We start from the raw sequence: 26,009 nt of genomic DNA, 5'->3' as shown, positions 1-26,009 counted from the left end.
GTCGTCAGGCCACGTCCCCGCCTCCGCCGGTGGCGCCGAGGACGGGCAGCAGCGCCTCCGCCACTGCCCGCACGGTGCCCCGTACGTGCCCCGTGGTCGGCAGGTTCACCACGACACCGCCCACCCCCCGGCCGAGGACCTCCTCGGCGACCCGTCCTGCGATGTGCTCGGGCGTCCCGACCAGCGCGAACTCCTGCATGTACGGCGTCAGGTCGGCCCGGACCCGAGCCACGTCACGCGCTGCCTCGACCGGGACCGCGGAGACGAGGAAGCTCGTCGCGAGCGTGGCGGGGTCGCGACCCGCCTCCTCGCACCGCTGCGCGAGGACGCGGACCTTGTGGTCGATGACGTCGTACGGGCAGATGAGGTTGAGGTGGTCGGCGAAGCGTGCCGCCAGTCGGAAGGTCTTTTGCTCGCCGCTCCCACCGAGCAGCACCGGGACCCGGCCGAGGCGCGGCTCGTTGAGCGCGTCCCGCGCCCCGTACCAGACACCTTCGACGGTGGGACGCTCGCCCGCGAGCATCGGCGTGATGATGCTGAGCGCCTCCTCGAGTCGTTGGAAGCGGTCGGTCACGGTGCCGAACTCGAACCCGAAGGCCTCGTGCTCCTCCCGGAACCAGCCGGCCCCGAGCCCGAGAACCGCCCTCCCCCCGGACAGGACGTCCAGCGTGGTGACGGTCTTCGCCAGCAGCGCCGGGTTGCGGTATGTGTTGCCGGTGACGAGCGCCGACAATCGGACGCGGGACGTCGCGGCCGCCAGCACCCCGAGCGTCGTGTAGCACTCGAGCATCGGCTCGTCGAGCGCCCCGTGGGAGTCGAGCTGGAGGAAGTGGTCCATGACCATGACCGCGTCGAAGCCGCCGACCTCCGCCTCGCGGGCCTGCTCGAGCAGGGTGTCTCGGATCGACGGCGCGCCGCCTGGGTAGGTGAAGCTCACGACCTGGTACCCGAGTCGGAAGGTCACGCTGCTCCCTCCGGAACGCTTGGCGCGGGGTCCGCCACGCGGCCCGGCGTCCCGCGTCGCGTGGCGGTCCCGCGGAGTCGGCGCCCGGCCCACCACCCGAGGTTGAACGTCGTGAGGGCGGTCATGGTCGTGGCAGCGACCACCGTCCCCATGTCCGGGACCAGGAGCGCCCACGTGACCCACAGCGCCTGGTTGACGACGGCGAGGACGAGGTAGGCCGGGGACACCCCGGCGACCGACGGCGCACGCACGAGCTCGACGCTGTACCCGATGTTTGCGAGGATCGCGGGTCCGATCACGAGCACGCCGAAGGCCGCGGAGCCGACGGTGACGTCGACGGCCACGGCGACGCACGCGACGAGGAGGGGCGGTGCGAGCGCCCGCCACGGGGTCAGTCCCCGGTGACGCGCGATGAGCACGACGAGCGGGAGGCTCGACCAGAGCGCGAGCACGCTGGTGACGAGCTGCGGGGCCTGCCCGATCCGCGCCCCGTGGACGCTGAAGGCGAGGTTGAGCACGAGCATGGCCTGCCACGCGAGCAGGGAGAGGCCGTCGGTCCGCCGGGTCCGGACGAGACGGACGAGCTGCGGGACGGCGAAGGTCGAGCCCAGAGCGGTCGCGGCCCAGCCGACAGCGTCGAGGGTCTGCATCGACACACTCCCTTTCGCGCTCGACGGTCGGTTCTTGCTGCTGAAGGGCCCGCGTCAGCCACGGGGTCGGAGCAGCACCTTGACCGACTTGCGCTCGTCCATGGCGCGGTATGCGTCGGCCGCACGCTCCAGCGGCAGCTCGAGGTCGAAGACCCTGCCCGGGTCGATCCGCCGCTCCCAGATCCGTCGGACCAGGTCGGGCAGGTACTGCCGGACGGGCGCGGGCCCACCGTGGAGGTGCGCGTGGGAGAAGAACACGTCCATGCCGGACAGGGACACCTCGTGCGCCACCCCGACGAAGCCCATGTGACCGCCGGGACGGGTCGCACGCAGCGCCTGCATCATGGACTCCTGCGTGCCGACGGCCTCGACGACGGAGTGGGCACCGAGCCCGTCCGTCAGGTCCTTCACCGCCGCCACGCCCTCGTCGCCGCGCTCGGTCAGGACGTCGGTGGCGCCGAGCTCGCGGGCCAGCGCCTGCCGCGCCGGGGTACGGCTCATCGCGATGATCCGCTCGGCGCCGAGCTCGCGGGCGGCGAGCACCGCCAGCAGACCGACGGCGCCGTCCCCCACGACGGCGACGGTCTTCCCAGGGCCCACCTCCGCGGCGACGGCCCCGAACCAGCCGGTGCCGAGCACGTCGGAGGCGGCGAGGAGGCTCGGCACGAGGTCGGGCTCGGGCACGCCGGGCGTCGCGATCAGGGTCCCGTCCGCGAGCGGCACCCGCATGAGGTCGGCCTGCGCGCCGCCCGGCGCGGCGGCCTCGCGTCGTACGCACGAGCTCTGGTACCCCGCGCGGCAGATCTCGCACGTGTTGTCCGAGGCGAAGAACGACCCGACGACGAAGTCGCCGGGCGACACGGTGGTGACCTCGCCCCCCACCTCCTCGACCACGCCGACGTACTCGTGACCCATCGGCCGGGGCCCGTCTAGCGGCTCGATGCCCCGGTAGGGCCACAGGTCCGACCCGCACACGCACGTCGCGGCCAGGCGGATGACCGCGTCGGTGGGCTTCTCGATCCCCGGGTCGGGCCGCTCCTCGACCTCGACGCGGCCCGGGGCTGTCATCACGGCGACACGCATGCGCGTTCCTCCATCGTGCTTCGTCGGTGCTGGGGCACCACTGCACCGCGAGGAACGGCAGCGGGGAAGTCACCGACGATGGGTGTACCGAGAGGGCATCCCTCGTCGCTCGACCCGCTCGTAACCTCGGGGCGTGGACAACCGGGCCGAGGTGCGAGCGTTCCTCACCACACGCCGTGCGCGCGTGACCCCCGAACAGGCCGGTCTCCCCACCACCGGGCACCGTCGCGTGCCCGGTCTGCGCCGCAGCGAGGTGGCGGCCCTGGCGGGGATGAGCGTCGAGTACTACGCGAAGCTCGAGCGCGGCGACCTGGCGGGCGTGTCGGCCGGCATCCTCGAGGCGATCGTCTCCGCCCTGCGCCTGGACGAGGCGGAGCGGGCGCACCTGCTCCACCTCGCGCACGAGGCGGACGGCACCAACGCCATCCTGCGCTCGCGCCGCCGGGCCCGGCCTGCCGCGCCGCGCCCCAGCCTCCAGTGGGCGGTCGACGCGGTGACGGGCGGCCCCGCGATCGTCGGCAACAGCCGCCAGGACCTGCTCGTCGCCAACCACCTCGCACGCGCCATGTACCACGGGCTCGACCACGCGGGCGCGACCCCGCCCAACTTCGCCCGGCACATCTTCCTGCAGCCGGACTCCCGCAGCTTCTACCCCGACTGGGGCCTGGCCGCCGACATGTGCGTCGCCAACCTGCGGACGGCGGCCGGCAAGGACCCCCACGACAAGGACCTGCACGACCTCGTCGGGGAGCTCTCCACCCGCTCCGACGAGTTCCGCAACCGCTGGGCGGCGCACAACGTCCGGACCCACGGCACGGGGGTCAAGCACTTCCGTCACCCGGTGGTGGGTGACCTCGCCCTCGCCTTCGAGAGCTTCGACCTCCGCGCCGACCCGAGCCTGTCCATGACCATCTACAGCGCCGAGCCCGGGTCACCGAGCGCGGCCGCCCTCACGCTCCTGGCGTCGTGGGCGGCGACGACCGACCCCCCGATCGCACCGGTCGACGACCGGTCCCGGACGCCCTGAGCGGCCGGCCGCCACCACGGAGGACACCACCATGACGACCATCGCCATCGTCGGCGCCGGAGCGGGCGTCGGCGCTGCCGTCGCCCGCCGGTTCGGCCGGGAGGGCTTCGCCGTCGCGCTCCTCGCGCGGGACCAGGCCCGGCTCGACACCCTCGCGCGCGCACTGACCGACGAGGGCATCACCGCCCGCGGGTTCGCCGCCGACGTCCGCGACCGCGCGGGCCTGCGGGACGCGCTCGCCGCGGCGGCCGCCGAGCTGGGCCCCGTGCAGGTGCTCCAGTTCAGCCCGATCCCGCAGCGGGAGTTCCTCAAGCCGTTGACCGACACGACCGGGGACGACCTGGCCGCCGCGCTCGACTTCTCCGTCCTCGGCCCCAAGACGGCCGTCGACGCGGTGCTCCCCGGAATGCGCGCGGCCGGTGCCGGCACCGTCGTGCTCGTCAACGGCGGCACCGCCGTCCGTCCCCGCGCGGACTACGCCGGCACGTCCGTCGCGTTCGCGGCGGAGAGCGTCTACGCGCAGCTGCTCCACGAGGTCCTCGCCCCCGAGGGCATCCACGTGACGCAGCTCGTCGTGCCCGGCGCCATCCGGGAGGACGACCCACAGACGAACCCCACGACGATCGCCGACGTCGTCTGGGGTCTGCACGAGCGGCGAGAGGGGTTCCGGCACTTCCTGACCCCGATGCCGTAGGGCGGCCCGCGGTCGACGGGGCTCGGTGGACGGTCACCTCGCGGTGACGTCACGCGCGCCCGGCGTCAGCCGTCCGACGTCCCGGCCCCGGGCCTCGTGGGGTCGGTGACGAGCTCGGTGTCGACGAGCAGGCCGTCCCGCGCCTCCTCCCCCTCCAGCCGGCGCACGAGCCGCTCGATGCTGAGCTCGGCGATCTCCTCGACGGGGATGCGGACGCTGGCCAGGGGGGGCTCCGTCATGCCCGCGAGCGGGCCGGCGTCGAAGCCGGTGAGGCCGAGGTCCGTCCCCATCCGCAGCCCGAGGCCGGGCGCGAGCTGGGCGACGACGACCGCGAGGGAGTCGCTGCTCGTCACCACCGCGTCCGGACGGTCGTCGCCGGACAGGAGGTCGACGACCGCCTCGCGCACCCCGGCTCCTGCCGGGTCGACGAGCACGGTCGAGGCCAGCGGGAGCCCGTGCCGCGCGAGGTGCTCCTCCGTGCCGACGAGGCGGTCGACGTCCCAGTAGTCGTGGGTGTCGTAGCCGAGGAAGGCGAAGCGGTGGAAGCCGCGCCCCACGAGGTGGTCGACGGGCGCGCGCATGGCCGCCCGGTTGTCGACGTCGACCCAGGCGGCCGGCAGGTCGGAGGCGGTCCGCCCGACGACGACGAAGGGGATGCCCCGCTCGTGCAGGACCCGCGGCCGCGGGTCCGCGGGGGTGGAGTCGTTGAGGACGAAGCCGTCGACGAGCGCGTCGACGGAGGACTCGCGCAGGTCGTCGGCGCCCGGCGCGTCGTGGGTGAACGTCAGCACGCGGTACCCGCGGAGGGCGGCGGCGTGGACGAGGGCGTGGAGGAACGACAGCGTGAAGGGGTTCCGCACGCTCATCTGGGTGCCGCTCAGGTCGAACCCGATCATCGTGGTGCGCCGGGTGCGGAGGCTCTTCGCGTACTGGTTGGGCCGGAACCCGAGGTCCGCGATCGCCTGCTCGACGCGGTCCCGTGTCGCGTCCGTGAAGCGACCGCGCGCGTTGATGACGTTCGACACGGTCTGCGGCGACACCCCCGCCGCGGCGGCGACGTCCTTGATGCGGGGTCGCCGCGCGCCGGCGGCGCGCCCCGCGGGGGCCGGTGTCGTGGCTCGCATCGTCGTTTTCGCGTCCTCACATGACGAAGAGGGGGGTTGACGACAACCGTACGGCCGTGCGATGTTTCGATCAACCAGATGGTGGATCGATCCACCAGCCAACAGATCCGGACACGACGGCGTGTAGGAGTCCCCATGAGCAGTCAGCTCACCCCCACCGTCCCCGCCACCGTCGCGGGCACGGTGAGGCGCCCGCGCACCACCCGGCCGCGCCGGCGAGGCGGCGACGCCCGCGTGGCGGCGTTCTTCCTCTTCCCCGCCGCGGTCGGCTTCGTCCTGTTCTTCCTGTGGCCGACCGTCCGCGGCATCTGGCTCAGCCTCACCGACTTCAACCTCTTCGGGCGCGGTGAGTTCGTCGGCGTCGACAACTACGTCGACATCGCCCAGGACGACCTGTTCTGGAACTCGATGCTGGTGACGCTCTACTACGTCGTCCTCAACATCGGGTTCCAGACCGCCATCGCGCTCGGCCTGGCGGTCCTCATGCAGCGCCTCACGACCTCGCTGCTCGTGCGGATCTGCCTGCTGCTGCCGTACCTCGTGGCCAACGTCGTCGTCGCGCTTCTGTGGTTCTGGCTGCTCGACTTCCAGATCGGGATCGTCAACACGGCGCTGGACTGGCTCGGAGCCTCACGCCTGGCGTTCTTCGGCAGCGAGGACCTCGCGATCCCGACCATCGCGTTCGTCAACGTGTGGCGCCACATGGGCTACACGGCGCTGCTCATCTTCGCCGGGCTCCAGATGATCCCGCCGACGGTCTACGAGGCCGCCTCGGTCGACGGGGCCTCGGAGTGGCGCACGTTCTGGTCGATCACGCTGCCGCTGCTGCGCCCCGTCCTCGTGCTCGTCCTCATCATCACCGTGACCGGCTCGTTCCAGGTGTTCGACACCGTCGCGGTCACCACCGGCGGCGGCCCCGTCAACGCCAGCCGCGTCATCCAGGTGTACATCGTCGAACGCGCCTTCGAACGCAGCGACTTCGGCTACGCCTCCGCCCTGTCCGTCGTCCTGTTCGTCATCCTCGCCGTCATCGCCTTCGCGCAGAACAAGTGGCTGCGCGGCGGCGAGTCGGACCTGGCCTGAGAGGTCCCGATGTCGTCCGCCACCGCCACCCCCACCCCCACTGCCACCCCCACCGCCAAGGACCGCCGCTCCTTCTCCCCCGGCCGCGTCGTCGCCTGGGCGTTCCTCGTCCTCTTCATCCTCCTCACCCTCTTCCCCTTCTACTGGATGCTCCGCACGGCGCTGTCGAACAACGTCGCGCTCGCCGCCAACTCCGCGAACCTGCTGCCTGCCGACCTCACCCTGGGTGCGTTCCGCCGGGTCCTCGGCCTCGCGACGCTCGAGGAGGCGCAGGCGCAGGGCGGGTCCGGCGCGTCCCTCTCGTTCTGGCTGTACCTGCGCAACTCCCTCGTCGTCGCGGTGCTGGTGACCGTCGGGCAGGTCTTCTTCAGCTCGATGGCCGCGTACGCCTTCGCCCGGCTGCGCTGGCGCGGCCGCGACGTCGTCTTCGCGTTCTTCCTGTCGGCCCTGCTCGTGCCGCCGATCTTCGTGGCGCTGCCGAACTTCCTCACGATCCAGTCCTTCGGCCTGCTCAACACGCTGCCGGGGATCGCGTTGCCGACGATGCTCATGACGCCGTTCGCCGTCTACTTCATGCGGCAGTTCTTCCTCGGCATCCCCCGCGAGCTCGACGAGGCGGCGAAGATCGACGGCGCCTCGCACCTGAGGATCTTCTGGCGCGTCATCATGCCGATGTCGATCGCCCCGATCACGACGCTGTCCCTCCTGCAGTTCATCGCGGCGTGGAACGACTACCTGTGGCCGCTGCTCGTCGGGCAGACCGAGGGCTCGCGCGTGCTCACCGTCGCGCTCGGCGTCTTCCGCTCCCAGACCCCGCAGGGCTCGCCGGACTGGGCGGGACTCATGGCGGCGACCCTCATCGCCGCCATCCCGATCCTCGTCCTCTACCTGCTCCTGGCCCGCCGGATCGTCAACTCCATCGGCTTCACCGGCATCAAGTGACCACCCCCATGAGCCCCACAGCCCCGACGACCCCGACCCGACCCACCCCTGCCCGACCCACCCGTCCGCGGCCGCACCGGTCCGGCGCCCACGAAAGGACCACCATGCACACGCACAGGATCGCCACCCTCGCCGCCGTCTCGGCGGTGGCTCTCGCCCTCGCCGCCTGCGGTGACGGCAGCTCCGGGGACGACGCGTCGGGCGCCGCCGGCGACGGCGCCACGACGATCGACTACTGGCTGTGGGACGCCAACCAGCAGCCCGCCTACCAGGCGTGCGCGGACGCCTTCACCGAGGCGAACCCGGACGTCACCGTCACCATCACGCAGCGCGGCTGGGACGACTACTGGGCCACGCTCACGACCGGCTTCCAGTCCGACACCGCGCCCGACGTGTTCACCAACCACCTGTCCCGCTACCCCGAGTTCGTGGAGAACGGGGTCCTGCTGCCCCTCGACGAGGTGCTGCCCGACGTCGACACGAGCATCTACGTCGAGGGCCTCGCCGACCTGTGGATCGCGCAGGACGGCCAGCGCTACGGCCTTCCGAAGGACTGGGACACCATCGCACTGTTCTACAACTCCGCGATGCTCGCCGACGCCGGCCTCACCGAGGACGACATGAACAGCCTCGAGTGGAACCCCGACGACGGCGGCACCTTCGAGGCCGCGGTCGCGGCGCTCACGGTCGACGAGAACGGCGTCCGCGGCAACGAGGACGGCTTCGACCCCGAGAACGTCGCCGTCTACGGGCTCGGCCTGCCCGGGTCCGGTGGCGGACTCGGCCAGACCGAGTGGAGCTTCTTCACCGACACGGTCGGCTGGACCCACACCGACGAGAACCCCTGGGGCACGAGCTACAACTACGACGACCCCGCCTTCCAGGAGGCGATCGCGTGGTGGAAGAGCCTCATCGACAAGGGCTACATGCCGCCGCTGGAGCAGACCGTCGGCGCGAGCATGAACGACAACTTCGGCGCCGGGCAGTCCGCCATCAACGCCAACGGCTCGTGGATGATCGGCAGCTACGCGGGGTACGAGGGCATCGAGCTCGGTATCGCGCCCACGCCGATCGGCCCCAACGGGGAGCGGTCGAGCATGTTCAACGGTCTCGCCGACTCCATCTTCGCGGGAACGGACAACCCGGAGGCGGCCGCCCGATGGGTGGAGTTCCTGGGATCCGAGGAGTGCCAGCAGCTCGTCGGCGAGGCCGGCGTCGTCTTCCCGGCCATCCCCGCCGCCGTCGACACCGCCACCGCCTCCTTCGAGGAGCGAGGCGTGGACGTCTCCGCCTTCACCACGCACGTCGAGGACGGCACCACCTTCCTGCTGCCCATCACCGACAACGCGGCCGACGTCACGGCCATCATGGCGCCGGCGATGGACGCGGTCCTCAACGGCTCCGCGGACGCCTCGAGCCTGACCGCGGCGAACGAGCAGGTCAACGCCCTGTTCGAGTGAGACCGGTGCGGGGCGGGTGGCACTGCCCGCCCCGCACCCCCCTCCCGATCCCCCGATGACACCGACGACGACCCGGACGACGAACCGGACGACGAAGGACGTGGATGCCGTGCCGCACGACGAGGACCGCCTGGTCCACCTGCGACGAGGCGGGACGAGCCTGCTCGTCCGGCTCCCCCGCCGCGACCTGCCGAGCCTCGCCCACTGGGGCCAGGAACTGCCGGACACGGGTCCGGGTGCGGGCCCGGGTGCGGGCAGCCGTGCGGCCGACGAGCGGGCGCTGCTCGCCGCGCTCGCCGTGCCCGACACCGACAGCCTCGTCACGACGCAGGAGGTGGTCCCCGTCCTCCCCCGGACGGCCCGCGGCTGGCTGGGGCACCCGGGCGTCGTCGGCGGCCGCGACGGCGCGGCGTGGTCCCTCGACTACACGGCCGTCGACCACGAGGTGCACGAGGCCGGGTCCCACGACTGGCCCGACGGCCCCGTCGACGCGGTCCGGGTCGTCTCGACCGCCCAGGACACCGTCGCCCGGGTCGTCGTCGGCACCGAGCTCGAGCTGCTCGCGAGCGGTCTCGTGCGGCTGCGGGCGTGGCTGGAGAACCGGGGCGACGACCCGTACCAGGTCGACCAGGTCCGCGTGAGCCTGCCCGTCCCCGCGACGGCGACCGAGCTCGTCGACCTCACCGGGCGCCACACGCACGAGCGGCACCCGCAGCGCCACCCGTTCCCCGTCGGCGCCTGGGTCCGGGACTCCCGCGGCGGGCGCCCCGGCCTCGACGCCCCGACGCTGCTGCTCGCCGGCAGCACCGGCTTCGGCTTCCGCGGCGGCCGGGTGTGGGGGGTCCACGTCGCCCACAACGGCAGCCAGCAGGTCGCGGCCGAGCGGACCGTCGTCGGCTGGCGGCTGCTCGGCGGCGGGGAGCTCCTCGCGCCCGGTGAGGTGCGGCTCGCGCCCGGCGAGCGGTACACCACGCCGTGGCTGGTCGGCTCGTGGGGTGACGGGCTCGACGCGCTCGCGGCCCGTCTCCACCGGTACCTGCGGGCACGGCCCGCGCACCCGACCACACCGCGCCCTGTCCTGCTCAACACGTGGGAGGCGGTGTACTTCGACCACGACCTCGACACGCTCCTCGACCTCGCCGACCGCGCCGCGCGGGTGGGGGTAGAGCGGTTCGTGCTCGACGACGGCTGGTTCCTCGGCCGCCGGCACGACCGCGCCGGGCTCGGCGACTGGGTCGTCGACCCGGACGTGTGGCCGGAGGGTCTCCACCCGCTCGTCTCCCGCGTCCGCGACCTCGGCATGCAGTTCGGCCTGTGGGTCGAGCCGGAGATGGTGAACCTCGACTCCCACCTCGCCCGAGACCATCCCGACTGGCTGCTCGCCACCGAGCACGGCCCCGGTATCCCGTCGCGCCAGCAGCACGTCCTCGATCTCGGCAACCTCCACGCCTTCGCCCACGTCTTCGAGCGGATCTCGGCCCTCGTCGAGGAGTACGACGTGGCGTACCTCAAGTGGGACCACAACAGACCGGTCCTCGACCCCGCCCACCAGCCTCACGCCCGCCCGGCAGGCCGGGACCAGGCGGCCGCCGTCCTGCGGCTCATGACGGCGCTCAGGCGCCGGCACCCGGGTCTCGAGATCGAGTCGTGCGCCGGCGGCGGCGGCCGCGTCGACCTCCGCACCGTCGAGGCGACGGACCGGGTGTGGGTGTCGGACTGCATCGACCCCCACGAACGGCACCGCATGGTCCGCTGGACCGGGCTCCTGCTGCCCCCGGAGCTCCTCGGCACCCACATCGGCTCCGCCACCGACCACACGACCGACCGGCACCACAGCCTCGCCTTCCGCGCCGCCACCGCCCTCTGGGGTCACCTCGGCATCGAGAACGACCTCACGACCATGTCCGACGCCGACCTGTCCGAGCTCGCCGAGTGGGTGCAGCTGCACAAGCAGCACCGGCACCTGCTCCACAGCGGCGACGTCGTCCACGCCGACCGCCCCGACCCCGCCGTCAGCGTCGACGGCGTCGTCGCCGCCGACGGCTCCGCGGCGCTGTACCGCATCAGCCTGCTCGAGCACCCCCTCACGTGGCCGATCGACCGCATCACCTTCCCCGGCCTCCGCGACGACACCACGTACCGGCTGGCCCTCGAGCACCCGGCCACGTCCGCACCGGACAAGGAGCGGATGCCGCGCTGGGCGACGGACGGCGTGCGGCTGCCCGGCTCCGTCCTCACGACGGTCGGGGTGTCGGCGCCCGCGCTGCGCGTCGCGGAGTCGGTCCTCGTGTCGGTGCACGCGGCCTGAGGGCTCGAGGCGCCGCTGGAGCCCGGCGAGAGGCCCTTCTGCGAGCGGTCAGGCCGGGCGGTCGCGCCGCGGCCCCTGCTCGGCCAGCCGGAGGATCCAGGCCTCGGTCTCGACCCCGCGCTTGCGGTCGGCCGCGACCCGGGCGCGTGCGGCGGCCACGCGCTCCTCGTCGGTCACGGGCTCACGACCGTCTGCCACGCGGGCCTCACGGTCCCGCAGGCTCCGGCGGAAGCGGGTCCACTCCTGGTGCAGGGTCATGTCGACCTCCCTCCCCCCAGTATGCGCCGGACCCGGCGGACGGGCGAGGGTCCGCTCAACGAGGGCGCCGTCGCCGCGGCGACGACGTCCGCCTCGTGCTCGTCCGCCCACTCGCTCTCCGCCAAGGCCTCGAGCATGCGGAAGCCGGTGACCCGGACCCACGCCCGGTCACTGGTCGTCGCGTCGAGCGCCCACTGGGCCCGGGTCCACCACTGGTTCTTGCGGTCGGTGCGTTCGCGCTGGAGCCGGTCCCTGCGGGCGACGGAGGCCGCCACGGCTCCGGCCACGAGCGCGGCGAGCAGCGCGGCCAGACCCCCGAATCCGGGTGACAGGAGGAACCCCTGCCACAACGGCGCCTGCCCGACCGCTTCGACCACCGACTCCCCCGTCACCCTGACCACGGTAGACACAGGGCCGGACACGACCCGCGGCACGGATGGCGAGGCACCTCGGGGCCGGGGCAGGGTCTGGCACGGTGGGGCCGTGCTGACGACGATCGAGGCCCTCTCGGCGGGCGAGGAGACGTACCAGCTGGCCGAGGGGCCGCGGTGGGACGCGGCGCGCGGGCGGCTGGTGTGGGTCGACATCTACGCCGGGGAGGTGCTCCGCGGGACGGTCGACGGCCCGGGCCTCGTCACCGTCGAGCACCGGGACCACGTCGACGGCATGGTCGGGGCGGCGCTGCCGACCACGGACGGCGGGCTCGTCCTCGCCGCCCAGGAGCACGTGGCCGTGCTCGGCGCGGACCGCCGGCTGGCGCTCGGCCCTCGCGTCGTCCCCGCCGGGAGCGGTCGACGGTGCAACGACGCGACGACCGACCCGGCCGGTCGCCTGCTCGTCGGCACGCTGACGATGGACGGCGGCTCGGACCACGAGGCGCTCGTCCGGCTGGAGCCGGACGGCTCGCTCACGACCCTCGACGACGACCTGGGCCAGGCCAACGGCATCGCGTTCTCCACCGACGGCACGCGGATGTACAGCGTCGACACGACCCGTCACGTCGTCCACGCCCGGGACTACGACGCGGCGACCGGCCGCACGGGACCGCGCGCGGTCCACCTCGACCTCGGCGACGCGCTGCCCGACGGCATCACGGTCGACGCCGCCGACCACCTGTGGGTCGCGGTGTTCGGCGCCGGCGAGGTCCGTCGCTTCTCCCCCACCGGGGTGCTCGACACCGTCGTGCGGGTCCCCGCGCCGCACACGACGAGCGCGGCGCTCGCGGGCGGGGACCTCCGCACGCTCGTCGTCACGACCGGCAGCGCCGAGCTCGACGACGCCGGACGCGCGGCCCACCCGCTGTCCGGTCGGCTGTTCAGCGCCCGCGTCGACGTCCCGGGCGTACCGGTCGTGCCGTGGCGGGCGGTTCCGTTCGGCTGACCAGGGTGTCCGGACCCGTCAGTGCGCGGCGGCGAGCGCCGCCTCCTGCGCGTCGCCCGCACCGGTGTCGAGCCGCCACGGGCGCACGACGACGAGGAGCACGACGAGCGCGATCGTCAACGCCGTGACGATGACAGCACCCATCGCGGCCGCGTCGTTGCCGAGCAGCCCGACGAGCGGCGACACGAGCGCCCCGACCCCGAACTGGACGGCGCCGAGCACCGCGGCGGCGGAGCCGGCGGCCTCGCCGTGCCGGGTGAGGGCGAGCGCGGGCGCGTTCGGCAGCGCGAGGCCCGCGGCGAAGAGGACCGCCCACAGCGGCACGACGACGCCAACGAGCCCACCGGCACCCGTGAGGGCGAGCAGAAGGAGGACGCCACCCGCCACCGTCCCGGCGACGACACCGGCGAGCAGGAGCTGCGCCGGGGAGAACCACCACAGCGCGACGGGGTTGAGCTGGGTCGCGGCGATGAGCCAGAACGCGCCGGCACCGAACAGGAGCCCGAACTGCTGCTCGTCGAGCCCGAACTCGCCCTGGTAGACGAACGACGAGCCGGCGACGTAGCTGAACAGCGCCGCCATGCTGAGCCCCGCGACGAGCACGAGGCCGACGTACGAGCGGTCGCTGAGCAGCCCGCGGTACGTCCGCAGGGTCGCGAGCGGGCGGCTGGAGCGGCGCCGCTCCGGGGGCAGCGTCTCCTGCAGCGCCATCGACCCGAGCACGAGCAGCGCCACCCCGTAGACGGCGAGCGCGACGAAGACCCCGCGCCACGACGTGAAGCGCAGCAGCTCCCCGCCGATCGTCGGGGCGAGGACGGGCGCGGCCCCCATGACGAGGAACAGCCGCGACAGCATGGTCGCGGCGGCCCGGCCGGTGAACAGGTCGCGGACGACGGCGAGGGCGACGACCGCACCCGCGGCGGTCCCGACGCCCTGGAGGACGCGGAGCACGCCGAGGGTGACGATGTCGGGCGCGAGCACGATGAGCAGCGACGACACGATGTGCAGCGCCGTCCCCGCGAGCAGCGGGACCCGACGGCCGACGGCGTCCGACAGCGGCCCGATGAGCAGCTGCCCGAGCGCGAGGCCGACGAGGGTGCCGGTGAGCGTGAGCTGGACCGCGGCCTCGGTGGTCTGCAGCTCCGCGGCGATGGTCGGTAGGGCCGGTAGGTACATGTCGATCGTGAGCGGGCCGACCGCGACGAAGGCCCCGAGCACGAGGACCATCCGCAGGAGGCTGCGATCAGCCGCGCCGTCGGTCGTGCGCGTGGTCGTGTCGTCGGCCATGGTCGTCCGTCCCGTCGCGAGGATGTGGTGGACGCCTACGCCGGTGGAGCCGTCGGCTGTGGCCAACCCGAGAGGTCGGAGATCTGTTCCCGGACGCGGGACAGGGCGTCGTCGGGGCCCAGCCCGACCCCGACGACGCCACCCGGCGACTCGCCCTCAGCCCGCCGAAGGGGGAACGGACCAGGCGAGGACAGCCTCCTCGTCGCCAGGACCAAGACAACCGCAGCGTTCATGAGAGGGACGTGAGAGCGCCACGGGGACGTGCCCGGCCGCCAGTGGGATCACGTCGACCTCACCGGCGACCAGGAGACGGTCGAGGCCTGCGGTCCCCGGTTCACCGGCGCGAGCACGCAGGACGATCGAGGCCTCGACGAGCGTCGGAGCCCCGACCGACACCTCGTCCGACGCACCGATCGCCCGGAGGATCGCCGGCGCGAGCGGCTCGCCGAGGACGACCGCGGCGAGCGCGGAGCTGTCGAGGATCACCCGGCCGTCGCCGAGTCGTCGTAGCCCAGCAGCCGTTCCTCGTCGGCCTTGGTCCAGGGACGACGCGCCTCGTCGGGAATCGTCGGCCACACCTCCGCCGCCATCACCCGGAGCAGGTCGGCCCGAGCCGGATGAGCGTCGCGTCGCAGTCGCTCGAGCTCCGCCCTCACGGCCTCGCGCACGGCACCCGTCTTGGTACGGGAGGTGAGGGCGGCCAGCTCGGCGACGAGACGCTCCGCCTCAGGGTCCTTGATGTTGAGCGCCATGGTGTACATCTCCTCCGATTCCACCATCGGTGGTGGAGGTCTCGTCGCTCGACCTCGCCAGAGGAAGGCTGACCACGAAGGCGGCTCCTCGCGCCTGCGCCGGGCTCGCGACCGTCCCGCCGTGCGCACGGACGACGGCCGCGACGATCGAGAGCCCGAGCCCGGTGCTCCCCGCGGCGCGGGAGCGGGAGGAGTCGCCTCGCGTGAACCGCTCGAACACGGAGTCCCGCAGACCGTCGGGGACGCCGGGGCCGTCGTCGGCGACCGTCACGACCGCGTCGCCGCCGGATCGCTCGACGCGCAGGGTGACGGTGGTGCCGGGTGGGGTGTGGACCCGCGCGTTGCCGAGGAGGTTCGCCAGCACCTGCTGCAGCCGTGCCTCCTCCCCGAGCACGGTCACCTCGTCCGCGTCACCCGACTCGGGGTCGAGGCCGTCGAGGTCGAGGACCCACCGGTGGTCGGGGCCGGCGGCGTGCGCGTCGGACAGCGCTGCCACGGCGAGCGGGACGAGGTCCACCTCCTCCCGCTCGACCGGGCGGCCGGCGTCGAGGCGGGCGAGGAGCAGGAGGTCGTCGACGAGCCCGGCCATGCGCCGCGCCTCGGACTCCACCCGGCCCATCGCCGCGACGACGTCGTCGGGGAGCGGCTCGGGCCGGCGCCGCACGAGCTCGGAGTACCCCTGGATGGACGCCAGCGGGGTGCGCAGCTCGTGGCTGGCGTCGGCGACGAACTGCCGCACCTGCGTCTCGCTGCGGTGCCGCTCGGCGAGCGCCGCCTCGACGTGGTCGAGCATGCGGTTGAGGGCGGAGGCGACCTCGCCCACCTCGTCCGGCGTCGCGGCCACGTCGGCGGGCACCCGGTCGGGCAGCACGACCGCGCCGCTCGTGAGGTCGACGTCGCGGACGCGCGTCGCGGTGCGGGTGACGTCGTGCAGGGGCCGGACCGCCCGCTGGATGACGGCACCTCCCAGCAGGACCACGACGACGACGCCGGCGGCGGTCGCCGTGACGATGATCGCGAGCAGGCTCAGGGTCGTGCTCCGCACCCCTGACAGCGGCAGGCCCGTGACGATGGTCGACCCGTCGGGTGTCGTCGTCGCGACGAGGCGGTACGCCCCGAGGCTGGCGAGTCGGACCGTCGTCGGGCCCTCACCGGGGTCGACCCCGAGCAGGGCCGAGGCGGTGTCGGTCTCGAGCGACGCGGCCCGACCGCGGTCGTCGAGCACGGCGACCCGCTCGACGGTCCCGTCCTCGATCTCCGCCCCGAGGGTGCCCTCGGCCTGCCCGGGCTGGAGGAGGAACCCGAAGTCGCCGCCGCGCGGCCCGCGTCCGGGACCGGGGAAACCGCCCTCACGACCGGTGCTCGAGCGAGCCACGGCTCCGGCGAGCTGGTCGTCGAGGCGGCCGACGAGGAACGCCTGGAGCAGCACGACGCTCACGCCGCCGACGGTGAGCGACACGACGGCGGTCACCGCGACGAGGGTGAGGAGCAACCGCCCCCGCAGGGTGAGGCGACGCCGCGCCACGCGATCGGTCGGGCCGTGGGCCACGCTGCCGGTCACGGATCAGGCGTCGGCGCCGGGCTTGAGGACGTACCCGGCCCCGCGCAGCGTGTGGATCATGGGCGTGCGGCCGGCGTCGACCTTCTTCCGCAGGTACGACACGTACAGCTCGACGATGTTCGCCTGCCCGCCGAAGTCGTAGTTCCACACCCGGTCGAGGATCTGCGCCTTGCTCAGGACCCGACGCGGGTTGCGCATGAGGAAGCGGAGCAGCTCGAACTCCGTCGCCGTCAGCGCGATCTCGTCGCCGCCGCGGGTGACCTCGTGGGAGTCCTCGTCGAGCACGAGGTCACCGACGACGAGCCGGGCGTCGGTCTTCGCCGCCACCGCGCCGCTGCGACGGATGAGCCCGCGGAGCCGCGCGACGACCTCCTCGAGGCTGAACGGCTTCGTCACGTAGTCGTCGCCGCCGGCGGTGAGGCCGACGACGCGGTCCTCGACGGCGTCCTTCGCGGTGAGGAAGAGGACGGGAACGTCGTCGCCGCCGCCGCGCAGGCGCCGCAGCACCTCGAGCCCGTCGATGTCGGGGAGCATGACGTCGAGGACGACCGCGTCCGGTCGGAACTCCTTGACGGCGCGGACGGCGGGGATGCCGGCGGCGGCGCTGCGGACCTCCCACCCCTCGTAGCGCAGGGCCATGGCGAGCAGCTCGGTGATCGCCTGCTCGTCGTCGACGACGAGGACCCGGACGGGTGCGCCGTCCGCCCGGGCGAGGGGCGCGGCGCGCTCGGTGCGGGCGGGGCTCGTCATGGGACCAGCATGGCGCGGCGCGCTGTGCGGCGAGGGTGCGTGTGCTGTGCGGTTCCTGTGCGGTCGCTGTGGCACCGGCCAGGTCGTGGACGCGGCTGCGCCGCCGGTCGCCATCAGCGACCGGCGGCGCAGCCGGCCGTGTCCCAGCGGCTCGTCAGACGTCGAGGGCCGCGGTCGACGCGGACGGGGACGGCGTCGTCGTGCCGTCGTCCGTGCCGTCGTCCGTGCCGTCGTCCGTGCCGTCGTCCGTCATCCCGCCGCGGGGGCCGTGGTGCCAGCCCCGACCAGCGCCGACACCGCGAGCCGGCAGCTCGTCGTCGACGAGGTCCGCGACGCGGGTCTCCAGGTCCGCGCCGAGCTCGTCGGCCTGCTCCTGCGTGAGGTCGCCCTCGGCCACCTCCTCGTCGAGGTGGGTCTGCGCGGCCTCGACGAGGGCGTCGACGAGGGCGTCCCGGTCGACGCCCTGCGCCTCGGCGACCGAGGCGAGGGTCGCGCCGTCCTCCTGGAGCGCGGTGCGCAGCTCCTCGGCGCTCATGCCGAGGGTCTCGGCGGCGGCGTCGAGGACGAGCAGCCGCCCGCCGTGGCCACCGGGTCCGCCGTGGCCCCCGTGACCGCCCGGGCCGCGCAGGGCGTCGGACTCCGCGAGCGTCTCGGCGACGGTGTCGGCCTGGTCCTCGGTGATGGTCCCGTCGTCGACGAGCCCGCCGAGCGCCTCGGCGATGCGCTCGACGCGCGCCTGGACGCGGTCGACGACGGTTCCCGTCGTGGTGTCGTCGGTCGTCGCGGCAGCGGCGCCCGTGAGGGCGGCCGCGCCGACGACGACAGCCGTGGCGCCGGCGAGCCCCACGGCGGCGAGGGTCCTGCGTCGGGTCACGGTGTGCCTCCGTCCTTCTGCGCGGGTGTCTCCCGCGTGTACCGACGACCCTCCGCCGGGTTGCTGTCAGGACGCTGTGCGGGACGCCGGGCGGGGCTGTGCGCGCGACACGGGCCCCGCTCCGGCACAGTGGCGCCCGTGGCCGACGACCTGCCGACGCACCTCGCGGCGCCGCTGGGCCGCCACGCGGGGGATGCCGCCGTCCGTGCCGTCGTCCGCACGGTGCTCGTCTCGTCGGCCCCCATGGCCTACCTCCACGGACCCGACCACCTCGTGCTCGGCAACGCCGCCTTCGCGGCCCTGGTCGGCCGCGCCGACGGGGCGGGCCGCCGGGCCGACGAGGTGCTCGCCGGGGTGTGGCAGGTGCCGGGGGTCGGCGACGCCGTGCACCGGGTCTGGCGGGACCAGGTCGCGGGCGAGATCACGCCACCCCTCGCCGGTGGGTGCTCGCCGGTGCTCGACTCCGCCGGTGGGCTCGCGGGCCTGCTGCTCGTCGGGTCCGCGCCCGCGGCGGGGCCGGGCGGCGCCGACGTGGTGACGCGGCTGGCCGCCCGCCTCACCGAGGCCGTGACGGTCGACGACGTCGTCCGCGCCGCCCTCCACCATGCGGTCGCCGACCTCGGGGCGGACCTCGTGCGTCTCGCGCTGCGCGACCCCGGACGCGACGGCTGGGTGACGGTCCGGTTCACGGCCGCCGACCTCGCGGACCCGGCCACGGAACGCCTGCCGCCGTTGTGGCGCTCCCTGCCGGGACGGTCGCCGAGCCGGTCGGGGAGCCGCTCCGCGGGGTCCGGGGGGACCCGGTGGGACCTCGCGGTCGCGGGCGGCGAGCAGCCCGGCACCCGCTCCTCCCTGCGCCCCGGCGAGGAGCTGCTGCGCTGGCTGGGTCCGGCCGCGGACGCGGTGGACCGGCAGGTCGGGGAGGTCGCGGTGTTTCCCGTCCGCCTGGACGGCGACGAGGCCGAGCTCGGCCGCCGACCCGTCCGCGACGGCTGGTTCGCCTTCGGCTACGCCGACGCCGCACCGGACCCGACCGGTCTGCGGCTGCTCGACAGCTGCGCGGGGCTGCTGGCCCGTGCCCTGCGGCGCGCGCACGTCCTGGAGGAGGAACGGAGCGCGGCGCAGCTGCTGCAGCGCAGCCTCCTGCCGGACAACCTGCCGCAGCACGACCACCTGCTGGTCGCGGTCCGCCACGAACCGGGTGCGGCCCGCGCGACCGTCGGCGGCGACTTCTACGACGCGTTCGACGTCGCCGACGGCCAGGTCGCGCTCGTCCTCGGCGACGCCATGGGACAGGGGGTCCTCGCGAGCTCGGTCATGGGTCAGGTCCGCTCCGCGATCCGGGCCGTCGCGCTGCGGGACCCCTCCCCGGGTCACGTGCTGGGGACCTGCAGCGACCTGTTCGAGCGGATGGCGTCCTCCAGCGACGCCCTGGGCTCCGGGCACTTCGTCACCGTCTGCTACGTGCTGCTCGACCCGGCGACGGGCCGGGCGTGCGCGGCGAGCGCGGGCCACCTGCCGCCGGTGCTGCGGCCCGCCCCGGTCGAGGGAGTGCTGCCGCCTCCGCGGCTGCTCGAGCTGCCGGTGGGGCCGCCCCTCGGCATCGCCGGCGACCGGGAGGCGATGGACTTCGAGCTCGCCGTCGACGACCTCCTCCTGCTCCTGACCGACGGGCTCGTCGAACGCCGCGACCAGTCGCTCACCGACTCGCTCGACCTGCTGCTGGACGAGGTGGCCCGCCACGGCGACGCCGACCCCCTCGTCCTGTGCGGGGCGCTGCTGCAGCGCTACGGCCCCGAGACGTCCGACGACGTCGCCCTGCTCGCGGCCGCCCGCACCGCCGGGCGGGTCCGGACGGCCCGCACGGTGCTGCCGGCGGAGCCGTCGGCGGCGCGGGAGGGACGACGGTGGCTCGCGGACCAGCTCGCGGCGTGGGGAGTGACGAACCGCGTCGGCGACCTCGAGGTCGCCCTGTCGGAGGTCGTGACCAACGCCGTCGTCCACGCGAGGTCGACCGCCGAGGTGGCGGTGCGATGCGGCGGCGAGCGGGTGCTCGTGACGGTCAGCGACCGGGGCGCGCACGGCGAGGCGAGGCCGCACGACCTTCCTGTGGGCGCCACCCGGGGCCGGGGGCTGGGCATCGTGGCCGACGTGGCGGACGCCTGGGGCAGCCAGCGCACGACGAGCGGGCTGCGGGTCTGGTTCGAGGTCGCGACGGGCGGCCCACGACGGCAGGGTCACGCCGTGACCGTCACACCCTGAGGGTGACCTCCATCGTCGTGACGGCCCCGCCGCGCAGCAGCACGAGGGGCTCGTCGCGGCTGTCGTCGAGCTCGACGTCGAGCAGCCCACCGCGCTCCGACACCTGCGCCGCACGGAAGCTGCGCCGGCCGAGCTCGCCGCACCAGTAGTCGGCGAGCGTGCAGTGCGCGGACCCGGTGACCGGGTCCTCGTCGATCCCGAGGGCCGGGGCGAAGTAGCGGCTGAGGACGTCGACGCCCTTGGCGGCGTTCACGTCGTCGGCAGCGGCGGTGGCGATGACCCCGCCGAGCGGCAGCTGCGCGAGCTTGCGGAGGTTGAGCTGCATGTCACGGAGGTCGACGGCGTCGACGAGGACGAGGGCGTTGCGCTGCAGCGCCTCGGACTGGTCGGTGAAGCCGACGAGCTCGTAGCTGAGGAAGCCCATCGCCTGCTCGAAACCGTCGGGGGCGCGGCGGTCCCCGACCGGGACGAGCGGGAGCCCGATGCGGACGTCGCCGGGGGACCCGTCGGCGCTGAGTCGTCCCGACATGGTGCGGAACGTCATGGGGCCGGTCTCGAGGCCCTGCTCGAGCAGCCAGTGGGCGGTGGCGAGCGTCGCGTGCCCGCACAGCTCGACCTCGACCGTGGGGGTGAACCACCGGAGCCGGTACTGACCCGGACCGAGCGGGCTGACGAAGGCCGTCTCCGACAGACCGAACTCCGAGGCGACCCGCTGCATCCAGCCCAGCGCCGGCGTGGGGGCCTCGGGGTCGAGCCACACGACGGCGGCAGGGTTGCCGGCGAACGCCCGGTCGGTGAAGGCGTCGACGACAGCGGCTCGCATGGCGACACATCGTGTCAGCGGAGGTGACGGGCTGTCAGCGGAACACGCCTGATCGTGACGGGTTCCACCCGTCAACCGGGCAGCGCGGCCGTCAGCACCTCGACGGAGGAGCCGTCCCGCCCGCGGTGCACGTGGAGCTGCGTGGGCAGCCGGCGACGCAGCTCGTCGACGTGGCTCACGATGCCGACGACGCGACCGTGCTCCCGCAGCCCGTCGAGGACGTCCATCGCACGGTCGAGGGCCTCGGGGTCGAGGGTGCCGAAGCCCTCGTCGACGAACAGGGCATCGACCCGGGTGCCGCCCGCCTCGGCCGTGACGACGTCGGACAGCCCGAGGGCGAGGGCGAGGCTCGCGAGGAACGTCTCCCCGCCGGACAGGGTCCCGGCGGGGCGCCGCGTGCCGGTCCAGCCGTCGAGGACGGCGAGACCGAGTCCCGCCCGACGCCGCCGATCCTCGCCCTCGTCGACGTGCTCGAGCGCGTAGCGACCGTCGCTCATCCGCCCGAGGCGGACGTTGGCGGCGGACACGACGTGCTCGAGGTGCGCGGCGAGGACGTACGTGGACAAGGGGATGCCCTTGTCGTTGCTGCCGCTGCACAGGTCGGCGAGACGCCGCGCCTCGCGAGCGGTCTCGCGCAGCGGCCCGACGGCGCGCTCGGCCTCGACGAGGCGCGGGACGGACACGCGCAGCGCCGCGTGCCGGTCGGCGGCCCGGGCGTCGGCCGAGTCCGCCTCGCGGCGCGCCCTGCCGGCCGCGACGAGCGCCGCCTCGTGCACGGGGACCTCGGACGCGCACGAGCGGGCCGCTGCGAGGACCTCGCCCGGCCCGTCGCCGCCGTCGGCGGCGTCCGCTGCGTCGAACACCTCGGGTCCGAGGAGGTCGGTCAGCCGGGCGTCGGCGTCCGTGAGGCGGCGACGCTCCTCGGCGCACCGCCGGTCCCGGTCCTCGAGCCGGGCCCGGGTGGTGTCGCACCAGGGTGCGGGCCGGGCGGCGGCGGCCGCCTCGGCCGGCTCCTCCCAGCCGTGGTCGTGGGCGGCGGTGCGAGCGTGCGCCCGCGCCGCGCGCTCGCGACCGGCGGCGGACGCGAGGTCGTGGAGGGCGGTGAGCGCAGAGTCGGCGCGCCCCTCCTCGTCCGCCGCCGAGGTCCGTGCCTCCTCGAGGGCCTCCCCGACGCGCACGAGCGTCTCCGCCTCGACCGGGGCCCCGGACCCCTCGGCCGGCACTCCGTCGACACCCAGGTCGGTGGCCAGCCCGGCGGCCAACCGGGAGGCCTCGCTCTCGGCGGTCGCCGCCTCGTGGACCGCGTGCTGCTCTGCGTGGCGCGCGGCCTCGTGACCCTCGCGGAGCTCGCCCTCCTCTGCATCGAGCGCGGCCAGCCGCTCGCCGCAGTGCGCGACGAGCACCTGCGCGGCCCGGCACTCCTCGCCCCGTGCGAGGGCGGCCGTGCTGCGCCGCGCCACCTCGGCCCGCAGGGCGTCGAGCCCGGTGGCGCCCTCGGGTGCGACGAGGTCGGTGAGCGCCGGGACGGCGTCGTCCTCCCCGTCGGGCGCGAGCGCCTCGGCGAGCGCGGCACGGGTCCGCTCCGCGGAGCTGCGCGCGTCCGCGAGCTGTCCGGTGACGCGGTCGGCGACGGCGCGGGCGTCGTCGGCGGCCGCACGGGCGACGCGTTCGGTGCCGGCGTCGACCGGTTCGGGGCCGGGTCGCGCGGGCGCGGGGTGCTCGGTGGCACCGCACACAGCGCACGGCTCGCCCGCGGTGAGGGAGGTGGCGAGCTCCGCCGCCATGCCGCGCAGCCGGCCCTCCCGGACGGCGTCGTACCTGCTCTCGGCCGCGCGGGCGGCGGCCCTGGCGTCGAGCTCGGCACGCTCCGCGTCGGCGACCGCACCGACCTGCTCGAGGAGCTCGTCGAGCAGGCGGTCGGCCCTCGCGTAGCGCGCGGCCTCGACCTCCGCCTGGCTCGCGCCGGCCGCCAGCTGCACGGCCGTCTCGCGCTCGCGCTGGACGGCGCGGACCCGGGCGGGCAGCCCCTCGAGTGCGCGCCGGCGGTGGTCGGCGTCACGGCGGGCGGCCGCGACGGCACCGTCCCTGGCTCCCCTGCCGGCGACGAGGTGCGTGAGGCGCTCGAGGTCGGCACCGAGCCCGGCCAGCCGTTCGGCGCCCGCCACGGCTGTACGCACGCGCTCGGCGACCTCGTCGACGAGCGCCTGCCAGGCCTCGCCGTCGATCTCGGTCGGGAGCACCCACGCGGGTGACCCGTCGCCCGCGCCGGTCCCGCGCACGACCTCGATGGCCTCCTGAGCGAGGGCACGCCGTTCGGCGACGGCGGTCGTGGCGGCGACGGCCGCCGCGTGGAGCCCGGCCACCGGGGCTGCGCGGTCGGCGGCGGCGAGGGCGAGCCGGTCCGCCTCGGCCTGGTCGCCGTCCGCCTCGAGGGCGGCGAGCGCGGACGAGGCGGCGTGGCGCGCGTCCAGGAGGTCGGCGGCCTCGCGGGCGAGCTCCAGGGCGGCGCGGGCTGTCGCCTCCTTCGCCGCTGCCGACGACGCGGCGGCGTCCGCGGCGGCCTCCAGCCGGCCGGCGGCAGCGAGCAGGTCGAGCCCCCACCCGGACCGGTCGGCGTCCGGCGGGCCCTCGTCCGACAGACCGGCGTGCGCGCTCACGTGGGCGGCGGCGACCTCGCACGCCCGCGCGGCGTCGGCGCACCGCTGCTCGAGCGTCCGGGCCCGCTCCTTCAGCCGCTGCTCGACGGCGCCGAAGCGGGCGGTGTCGAAGAGCCGCCGGAGGACCGCCGCGCGGTCGTCGTCGGTGGCGCGCAGGAACTGGGCGAACTGGCCCTGCGGGAGGACGACGACCTGGAAGAACTGCTCGTGCGACATGCCGACGAGCTGCTGGAGCTCGTCGTTGGCCTCCTGGACGCCCGTCCACCTCGCGACGAGGTCGCCGCGCTCGAGCCCGGCGAGGTCGCGGGCGACCTCGACAGCGACGCTCGCGCGGTCCTTCGTGGTGCCGCTGCCACGAGTCTTGGGTCGCTCCTGGTCCGGGGTGCGCGTGATGTGGACGGCACGGTCGCCGAGGCTCGCCCAGAGCTCGACCTCCGTGCGCTGCTCCGGGGCGGCGTGGTGGCTGCGCAGCTGCTTCTGGCCGCGGGCGCCCGGTACCCGACCGAAGAGGGCGAACCCGATGGCGTCGAGCAGGCTCGTCTTGCCGGCCCCCGTGGGGCCGTGGAGCAGGAACGGCCCGCCGGACGACAGCTCGTCGAGGTCGACCTCGACCCTCCCGGGGAACGGCCCGAACGCCGTGACGCGGAGCCGGTGCGGGCGCATCAGGCCGCGCCCTCGCCCCGCGCCGGAGGCGGTGGGACGTCGGTCGCACCTGCGAGCAGGTCCGCGTCGAGCCCGTCGAGCCCGTCGAGCCCGTCGACGTCGTCCAGGGCAGCGAGCTCGTCGGCGGCGGGGGCGGCGGACGCGGCCACCGGCTCCCCCGTCGCGGCCGCTCGTACGGCCCGGAAGGCCGCGTCGAGCACCGTCGCCTCGGCCGCGGTGGCGGGTGTGCCACGCACGTGCTCGACGAAGCCGGTCGCGACCTCGGTGTCGGTGCGGGCGGCGGCGAGCCGCACCGCGTACGGCAGCTCCGGGGCCCGGCCCTCCGGCTCCCACTCGAGGGCGAGCGCGTGCGGAAACCGGTCCTGCAGCCGGCGCATCGCCTCGGCGGGGCGGGCGGGGTCGGTGAGGACCGCCTTCACCCAGCGGTGCTCGGCGACCGCGTGGGCGGGGTCGCCGAGCAGCTGCTCGAGCGTGCCGCGCAGCTGCGCGAGTCCCCGGTGGACCGGGGCCTCGACCCGCTCCACCCGTTCGAGGCCGTCCGGACCGATGTCGACGAGCCAGCTGCCCTTGCGGTGGTTCCGCTCGGAGAAGGAGAACGCCACAGGCGACCCGCTGTAGCGGAGGTGCTCGTCGAGGGTGCGCGGCCCGTGCAGGTGCCCCAGAGCGGTGTAGGTGGTGCCGCGGAACGGCTCCGTGGGCACGCGGTCGACCCCGCCCACCCGCGGCACGGACCCGCCGGTGACGGGCGGCTCCACCCCGATCTCGCGCTCGCTGTCGCAACGGTCCTCGCCCCCGACCCCGGCTACCCACGTGTGGGCGAGGAGGACCGTGCGGCCGTGCCCCACCTGCGCCGCGTGGGCGGTGGCGAGCGAGACGGCGCGGCCCACCACCGCCGCCTGGCTGCGGGCAGGCCCGGGGACCGTGTCGGGCAGCGACGACGTCGCGGTGACGGGCTCGAGGTAGGGCAGCGGGTAGAAGGCCACCGGGCCGTGGGTGTCGTGCAGCACGACGGGCTCCGCGACGCGGGCCGGGTCGCAGCGCACGTGGACCCCGAGCTCGGCGAGCAGGGCACCGTGGGCGCCGAGCCGGGCCGGGGAGTCGTGGTTGCCGCTCGACACGACGACGGCGGCCCCGGCCGCACGCAGCCGCTGCAGCGCCTCGTCCCACAGCCGCACGGCGGCCACCGGGGGGATGGCCCGGTCGAACACGTCCCCCGCGACGACGACGACGTCGACGTGCTCCCCGACCACGACCTCGACGAGGTGGTCGACCCACGCCGCGTGCGCCTCGGTGAGGTCGGCACCGTGCAGACGCCGCCCGAGGTGCCAGTCGGAGGTGTGGAGCAACCGCATGCCGACGACGCTAGGCGGGGCCCGCGACACAACCCGTCCGGCGCGCCGTCACGCC

Annotated in this window: 23 protein-coding genes; 8 read left to right on the top strand and 15 right to left on the bottom strand. The window is 74.8% G+C overall.

Features of this window, described 5'->3' with window-relative positions; translation table 11 throughout:
• Nucleotides 1-4: 4 nt before the first annotated feature.
• From WAB14_RS00540 to WAB14_RS00530, 3 genes are read right to left on the bottom strand one after another with little or no spacing between them, the layout of a single operon-like run.
• Complete coding sequence (locus WAB14_RS00540) at nt 5-964, bottom strand: LLM class F420-dependent oxidoreductase (protein ID WP_340266356.1); 960 nt, start codon at nt 962-964, stop codon at nt 5-7.
• Nucleotides 961-1,614, bottom strand: a complete 654-nt coding sequence (locus tag WAB14_RS00535) for a hypothetical protein (RefSeq protein ID WP_340266354.1) — start codon at nt 1,612-1,614, stop codon at nt 961-963. Before WAB14_RS00535 ends, WAB14_RS00540 begins: the two co-directional genes overlap by 4 nt.
• Nucleotides 1,615-1,668: 54 nt before the next feature.
• Nucleotides 1,669-2,697, bottom strand: coding sequence for a zinc-binding dehydrogenase (locus WAB14_RS00530; protein ID WP_340266352.1), 1,029 nt, complete (start codon nt 2,695-2,697; stop codon nt 1,669-1,671).
• A 133-nt stretch (nt 2,698-2,830) separates the two neighbouring features.
• On the opposite strand from WAB14_RS00530, the gene WAB14_RS00525 reads away from it, so the two are divergent.
• Together WAB14_RS00525 and WAB14_RS00520 are read left to right on the top strand one after the other, a co-directional pair.
• Entirely contained in the window at nt 2,831-3,724 is an 894-nt protein-coding gene (locus tag WAB14_RS00525; RefSeq protein WP_340266350.1) for a helix-turn-helix transcriptional regulator, read from the top strand.
• A gap of 31 nt (nt 3,725-3,755) precedes the next feature.
• The gene (locus tag WAB14_RS00520; protein WP_340266348.1) at nt 3,756-4,418 is read left to right on the top strand and encodes an SDR family NAD(P)-dependent oxidoreductase; all 663 of its coding nucleotides are present in this window, start codon (nt 3,756-3,758) and stop codon (nt 4,416-4,418) included.
• A gap of 65 nt (nt 4,419-4,483) precedes the next feature.
• On the opposite strand, the gene WAB14_RS00515 is transcribed toward WAB14_RS00520, so the two are convergent.
• Nucleotides 4,484-5,542, bottom strand: a complete 1,059-nt coding sequence (locus WAB14_RS00515) for a LacI family DNA-binding transcriptional regulator (protein ID WP_340266346.1) — start codon at nt 5,540-5,542, stop codon at nt 4,484-4,486.
• Between the two features lie 135 nt (nt 5,543-5,677).
• Between WAB14_RS00515 and WAB14_RS00510 the strand changes: the two genes are divergently transcribed.
• The 4 genes from WAB14_RS00510 to WAB14_RS00495 all read left to right on the top strand — a co-directional run bounded on the left by WAB14_RS00510 (nt 5,678) and on the right by WAB14_RS00495 (nt 11,335).
• Nucleotides 5,678-6,625, top strand: a complete 948-nt coding sequence (locus WAB14_RS00510) for a carbohydrate ABC transporter permease (RefSeq protein WP_340266344.1) — start codon at nt 5,678-5,680, stop codon at nt 6,623-6,625.
• Between the two features lie 9 nt (nt 6,626-6,634).
• Nucleotides 6,635-7,567, top strand: a complete 933-nt coding sequence (locus tag WAB14_RS00505) for a carbohydrate ABC transporter permease (RefSeq protein ID WP_340266342.1) — start codon at nt 6,635-6,637, stop codon at nt 7,565-7,567.
• Nucleotides 7,568-7,671: 104 nt separating this feature from the next.
• Nucleotides 7,672-9,027 (top strand): ABC transporter substrate-binding protein, encoded by a 1,356-nt coding sequence (locus WAB14_RS00500; RefSeq protein ID WP_340266340.1) that lies wholly within the window; start codon nt 7,672-7,674, stop codon nt 9,025-9,027.
• Nucleotides 9,028-9,082: 55 nt separating this feature from the next.
• The gene (locus WAB14_RS00495) at nt 9,083-11,335 is read left to right on the top strand and encodes an alpha-galactosidase (RefSeq protein WP_340266338.1); all 2,253 of its coding nucleotides are present in this window, start codon (nt 9,083-9,085) and stop codon (nt 11,333-11,335) included.
• Between the two features lie 48 nt (nt 11,336-11,383).
• On the opposite strand, the gene WAB14_RS00490 is transcribed toward WAB14_RS00495, so the two are convergent.
• Nucleotides 11,384-11,593, bottom strand: a complete 210-nt coding sequence (locus WAB14_RS00490) for a hypothetical protein (protein ID WP_340266336.1) — start codon at nt 11,591-11,593, stop codon at nt 11,384-11,386.
• Nucleotides 11,590-11,985, bottom strand: coding sequence for a hypothetical protein (locus WAB14_RS00485; RefSeq protein WP_340266334.1), 396 nt, complete (start codon nt 11,983-11,985; stop codon nt 11,590-11,592). Before WAB14_RS00485 ends, WAB14_RS00490 begins: the two co-directional genes overlap by 4 nt.
• Before the next feature lie 91 nt (nt 11,986-12,076).
• Between WAB14_RS00485 and WAB14_RS00480 the strand changes: the two genes are divergently transcribed.
• A complete protein-coding gene (locus tag WAB14_RS00480) occupies nt 12,077-12,973 on the top strand; it encodes an SMP-30/gluconolactonase/LRE family protein (protein ID WP_340266332.1) in 897 nt (298 codons plus the stop codon).
• An 18-nt stretch (nt 12,974-12,991) separates the two neighbouring features.
• On the opposite strand, the gene WAB14_RS00475 is transcribed toward WAB14_RS00480, so the two are convergent.
• From WAB14_RS00475 to WAB14_RS00455, 6 genes are all read right to left on the bottom strand, one after another.
• Nucleotides 12,992-14,260 (bottom strand): multidrug effflux MFS transporter, encoded by a 1,269-nt coding sequence (locus WAB14_RS00475; RefSeq protein ID WP_340266330.1) that lies wholly within the window; start codon nt 14,258-14,260, stop codon nt 12,992-12,994.
• A 156-nt stretch (nt 14,261-14,416) separates the two neighbouring features.
• Nucleotides 14,417-14,746: a type II toxin-antitoxin system VapC family toxin gene (locus tag WAB14_RS18190; protein ID WP_422665456.1), complete on the bottom strand. Its 330-nt coding sequence runs from the start codon at nt 14,744-14,746 to the stop codon at nt 14,417-14,419.
• Entirely contained in the window at nt 14,743-15,012 is a 270-nt protein-coding gene (locus tag WAB14_RS00470; RefSeq protein ID WP_340266328.1) for a type II toxin-antitoxin system VapB family antitoxin, read from the bottom strand. The genes WAB14_RS18190 and WAB14_RS00470 overlap by 4 nt, the downstream gene beginning before the upstream one ends.
• Entirely contained in the window at nt 14,987-16,573 is a 1,587-nt protein-coding gene (locus WAB14_RS00465; RefSeq protein WP_340266326.1) for a sensor histidine kinase, read from the bottom strand. The genes WAB14_RS00470 and WAB14_RS00465 overlap by 26 nt, the downstream gene beginning before the upstream one ends.
• 3 nt (nt 16,574-16,576) lie before the next feature.
• Nucleotides 16,577-17,323 carry a response regulator transcription factor gene (locus WAB14_RS00460; protein WP_340266324.1) on the bottom strand — a complete coding sequence of 249 codons (747 nt, stop codon included), beginning with the start codon at nt 17,321-17,323 and terminating at the stop codon, nt 16,577-16,579.
• A 154-nt stretch (nt 17,324-17,477) separates the two neighbouring features.
• A complete protein-coding gene (locus WAB14_RS00455; RefSeq protein WP_340266322.1) occupies nt 17,478-18,197 on the bottom strand; it encodes a hypothetical protein in 720 nt (239 codons plus the stop codon).
• A 138-nt stretch (nt 18,198-18,335) separates the two neighbouring features.
• Between WAB14_RS00455 and WAB14_RS00450 the strand changes: the two genes are divergently transcribed.
• On the top strand, nt 18,336-20,459 hold the full coding sequence (locus WAB14_RS00450) for an ATP-binding SpoIIE family protein phosphatase (RefSeq protein WP_340266320.1): 2,124 nt from the start codon (nt 18,336-18,338) through the stop codon (nt 20,457-20,459).
• Here the strand turns inward: WAB14_RS00450 and WAB14_RS00445 are convergent.
• The 3 genes from WAB14_RS00445 to WAB14_RS00435 all read right to left on the bottom strand — a co-directional run bounded on the left by WAB14_RS00445 (nt 20,449) and on the right by WAB14_RS00435 (nt 25,954).
• Nucleotides 20,449-21,282: a PhzF family phenazine biosynthesis protein gene (locus WAB14_RS00445; protein ID WP_340266318.1), complete on the bottom strand. Its 834-nt coding sequence runs from the start codon at nt 21,280-21,282 to the stop codon at nt 20,449-20,451. The genes WAB14_RS00450 and WAB14_RS00445 overlap by 11 nt on opposite strands.
• Nucleotides 21,283-21,353: 71 nt before the next feature.
• Nucleotides 21,354-24,602: an AAA family ATPase gene (locus WAB14_RS00440; protein WP_340266316.1), complete on the bottom strand. Its 3,249-nt coding sequence runs from the start codon at nt 24,600-24,602 to the stop codon at nt 21,354-21,356.
• A complete protein-coding gene (locus tag WAB14_RS00435; protein WP_340266314.1) occupies nt 24,602-25,954 on the bottom strand; it encodes an exonuclease SbcCD subunit D in 1,353 nt (450 codons plus the stop codon). Before WAB14_RS00435 ends, WAB14_RS00440 begins: the two co-directional genes overlap by 1 nt.
• Nucleotides 25,955-26,009 lie beyond the last annotated feature (55 nt).

The organism is Aquipuribacter nitratireducens, from assembly GCF_037860835.1.
GTDB lineage: Bacteria > Actinomycetota > Actinomycetes > Actinomycetales > JBBAYJ01 > Aquipuribacter > Aquipuribacter nitratireducens.
Note: the sequence above shows the minus strand (reverse complement) of the source record. Positions and strands in the feature narration are given on the sequence as shown.